The sequence below is a fragment of the Devosia sp. genome (genome assembly GCF_030689745.1).
GTDB classification, from domain to species: Bacteria; Pseudomonadota; Alphaproteobacteria; order Rhizobiales; family Devosiaceae; genus Devosia; species Devosia alba.
Window position 1 is genome coordinate 1 of record NZ_JAUYGL010000069.1, and the last position, 3,889, is coordinate 3,889.

Consider the following 3,889-nt stretch of genomic DNA (forward strand, 5'->3'; position numbering starts at 1 on the left):
TCCGGAGTTACACCGGATCTGCTGACCTTTCGGACCAGGTCCAAAAGCGCTCGCGGGCTTGGCATCGCTGCCTTTACCGCCGGTGGGGAATCGCACCCCGCCCTGAGAACAATGCGGAACCCGTGGTCCCGCAAGCATGAACATAGGGCAGGGCGTGCGGCCGGACAAGTAGACACAGGAATGTAACTGTGCGTCGTTTGCGAACGATGAAGAAAATCTGTTCGCGCCAAAGCGTCGCCCGGCCTTTCAGCTTACGGTTAAACGGGTAATGGGCGGCCATTGGACCAAAAACTGTCGACATAGAACGGACCAAGGGCCGCCCATTACGATCCGCTTCTTTGGCGAGGTCCGGTTCAGGCGGTACCAGTATTGCAGGCCCGGCTGCCGAATTTCCATCCTCACTGGAAAGGCGCCCCTCTCCCACGGTCTTCCCGCCCAGCCCTGCGTCAGGGCCGCGTGTTGGCGGGAACGGGACAAGTATGCGGGCGGCTTTGGGGGGCGGGGATAGGTTTTTTGCGGGGCCCTTCAGAAGGACGCAGGATTGCGGACGAAAGATCGTCGTTGACCGGAAGCTACCGACGTCATCGCGGACCACGTTTCCATATCAACCATGCTGATCGCCTCGGCTGCTATCGGCCAGGAGGATGTGAAGGCGCATCTGCCGGGTTGAGCCGGGGATGGGTCTCCTCGCCGAATACCCACAACACCAGGCCCGAGAGCATCATTGAAAGGGCAACGAACCAGAACGTCGCCTCAAGAGCCCCGCTGAAATGGGCAACCAGGCCAAGCCCGAGCGCGCCAATGCCGTATCCAAGATCACGCCAGAACCGATAGATGCCAATGGCCGAACCGCGCCAGCTGGGCGGTGCTATGTCGGCCACTGCCGCCGACAGGTTGGGATAAAGCAGCGCCATGCCAAAACCAGCTATGGCGGCCGATGCGGCCCACCACCACACGCCACTGCCCATCACCACCATGCCGACACCGAGACCAGAAATCCACATGCCCAGCACATTGGGCCAGTGACGTCCAACGTGATCGGAAAGCCGCCCGGTGAAAAGCTGCGAACCACCCCAGACGAAACCATAGGCGCCGACGATCCAGCCGATGGAGGCAAGGTCCATGCCCTGCTGGAACAGGAACACCGGGAAGATGACCCAGACCAGCGCATCGACAAACTTCTCGACCAGCCCGGCCTGGCTGATCGCGGCCATGCGCCGGTCGCGCCAGGACATCAGCGTGAACACCTCCCAGGTCGTGGGATTGTCGGAGATGTTGGTTGGATAGCGCGGACGATAGGCACTGGCACCAGCCTTGGCTGTGGCATGGGTGGCCGCCTCTGCCTTGGCCCATGGCAGGGTATCGCGAACCCAGACCATGGTCAGCACCAGAGCCGTGATCACCACGGCAAGTCCGAAGATCAGCAGTCCGAGCCGGGCGCCGAGCGCCGTTGCGGCGTAGCCGGTGACAATACCTGCCACGGCGACGCCGACATAACCGGCAAATTCATTGAGGCCGATGGTCAGCCCGCGCTGGTCAGCGCGGGTGATGTCGAGCTTGGAGGTCTGGGTCATCGACCAGGCCAGACCCTGATTGATGCCCAGCAGCACGGTGGCCGCGACGATCCAGTTCCAGTCGGGGGCGAAGTAGATCATGAACGGGACAGGCAGCGCCGCGATCCAGCCGAGCAGTAGGACGCGCTTGCGCCCAATCCGCTCGGACAGGCGGCCAGCAACGAAGTTCAGCACGCCCTTGACCATGCCGAAGGCGACAACGAAGGCGGTCAGGAGGATGAAGGAGCCCCGGGCCACGCCGAATTCGGCCTCGGCCAGGGCCGGCACGACCGTTCGCATCATGCCCAGAGCAAAGCCCACCAGCATGACCTGGAGAAGCTGATGGACAAACTGCGTCAGGTTTTCGCGAATGCCGCGCGTGAGCGTGCCCACATTGTCACCTGAAAATGCTGCTCCTTTGCTCATGCGGCGGTCTCCAGCCCGGCATTGCGGGCCCGGTTGGCGGCTGCTTCCGGCGGCGGGGGCGGGATGTCGGCGACCATTCGCGCCACGAACGCGCTCTCGTCGGCAATGCGGAACGCCTTGTTGAAACGCTTCTCAAAGCCGATGGTCGAGCTCGGCTTGCCGCTGAGGCTGCGCCCACACACCGAGCCGGAGAAAGCGCCAGGCAGCACCTCCAAATGGTCAGGCAAGGCCTTGAGACGTTCCACGCTGGCAAACAGCGCCCTGGCACCGTCTTCGGCGCTGCTGGCAAGTTCGGTTCGCCCCATGTCGCCTACCATCAAGGTGTGGCCGGTCAAGACGAACCAGGGTTCCTCGGCACGACTCCGGTCCGTGACGAGCAGCGAGATATGTTCAGGGGTATGGCCCGGCGTATGCATAACGGTGATCAACACATTTCCCAGCTCAAGAACACTGCCATCGTTCACGCCATAAAAATCAAAATTCGTGTTAGCGCCTGCAAACAGGGTGTATCTGGCGCCGCTAGCCTCGGCCAGAGCACGGCCCGGGGAGATGTGGTCGGCATGGATATGGGTGTCGATCACGTAGAGTATCTTCATACCCGTGGCGGCAGCAGCTTCGAGATAGGGTTCAATGGGTCCGATGGGATCGACCACGGCCGCTGACGCTTTGCCGCCGCAGCCCAGGAGGTAGGACGCGCCTACCGGATCAAAGTGCAGAAACTGACGCAGGATCATGTTGGAACTCCGGTTAGACCAACCCTTGCGGACTGATCCGGGTTGTTATATTCAATTGTTCCATTGAATGATAGAGTGATGTCCTGATGTCAAGTCTCTCACCCAAGCTGGCCCTGTTCGAGCAGTTCGCCCTGGTCGCCAAGACGCTGGGGCATCCGCAACGTCTTGAGCTGATCGAGCAACTCGGCCAGGGGCCGCGCAGTGTCGATCTGCTGGCAGAAAAACTGGGGGCGCCCATCGCCAATGTCTCCCAGCATCTGCAGACCATGCGCCGGGCTGGCCTGGTCACAGCGGCGCGCCAGGGCAAGTTCGTGGTCTACCGGTTGGCCGATGCCAGTGTGCTGGCGGCCATGCAGGCTATCCAGCGGGTGGCAGAGAACAACCTGGCCGAGGTCGACAAAATTGTCCGGGGCTATTTCGAGCAGCGTGACAATCTGGAGCCGATAACGCGCGAGGAGCTCAGTGGCCGCCTGCGCGAGGGCATGGTCACCGTGCTCGACGTCCGACCGGCCGATGAATACGCGCTCGGCCATGTGCCCGGGGCCCTGAACGTGCCGCTTGGCGAACTCGACGCGCGCCTTTCCACACTCGATCCTGACGAAGATATCGTCGCCTATTGCCGTGGGGCCTATTGCGTCATGTCCTTCGAGGCGGTGTCGCGACTTCGGCTGCGGGGCTTCAAGGCCAGACGCCTCGAAGACGGCATGCCTGAGTGGGCGGCAGCCGGCAATGAAGTCGCGTCGTGACAGGCGCCGTTTCAGATCATATCGGTAGTGGCGATGACCATTGGCGGCCTAGCTGGCAGCACGCTGGCGCCGTCGCCGGAATGGGCGACGGCACCGATTGCGGCGATGTTGCTTGCCGATCTGCGTCCGCTGCCCACCCGAAAGCGCTGGCCGCCAGATCACTCTGCGGCTGGTGAGTCGATGACCCAGGTCACGCCGAAACGGTCCTTGGTCAGGCCAAAGCCCTGTGACCATGGCTGCGGCTCGAACGACATGAGCACGGTGCCGCCTTCCGACAGCGCCTCAAAGCTGGGCGGGCGTCCTCGACAGAGTCAGCCGAGACGGTGACGCCGTCGCCCATCTCGGTCAGAGTCAAGGGATGACCAGTCACGGGCACAGCACCTCCCCGGATGAGATCGCAGCGGCTGCGTCATCGTGGAACCTGCCATCA

The 3,889-nt window shown here is 62.5% G+C and carries 3 protein-coding genes and 1 riboswitch; of the genes, 1 reads left to right on the top strand and 2 read right to left on the bottom strand.

The annotated features are described in order from the left end of the window. Positions 1-114: riboswitch (FMN riboswitch) on the bottom strand. This riboswitch is flagged as partial in the annotation. Positions 115-629: 515 nt separating this feature from the next. Both Q8O80_RS05985 and Q8O80_RS05990 read right to left on the bottom strand, forming a co-directional pair. Continuing rightward, on the bottom strand, positions 630-1,979 hold the full coding sequence (locus Q8O80_RS05985; RefSeq protein WP_305577953.1) for an MFS transporter: 1,350 nt from the start codon (positions 1,977-1,979) through the stop codon (positions 630-632). Next, on the bottom strand, positions 1,976-2,713 hold the full coding sequence (locus tag Q8O80_RS05990; protein WP_305577955.1) for an MBL fold metallo-hydrolase: 738 nt from the start codon (positions 2,711-2,713) through the stop codon (positions 1,976-1,978). Before Q8O80_RS05990 ends, Q8O80_RS05985 begins: the two co-directional genes overlap by 4 nt. Positions 2,714-2,799: 86 nt before the next feature. On the opposite strand from Q8O80_RS05990, the gene Q8O80_RS05995 reads away from it, so the two are divergent. Beyond that, on the top strand, positions 2,800-3,459 hold the full coding sequence (locus Q8O80_RS05995) for a metalloregulator ArsR/SmtB family transcription factor (protein WP_305577957.1): 660 nt from the start codon (positions 2,800-2,802) through the stop codon (positions 3,457-3,459). The last annotated feature ends 430 nt before the right edge of the window (positions 3,460-3,889 follow it).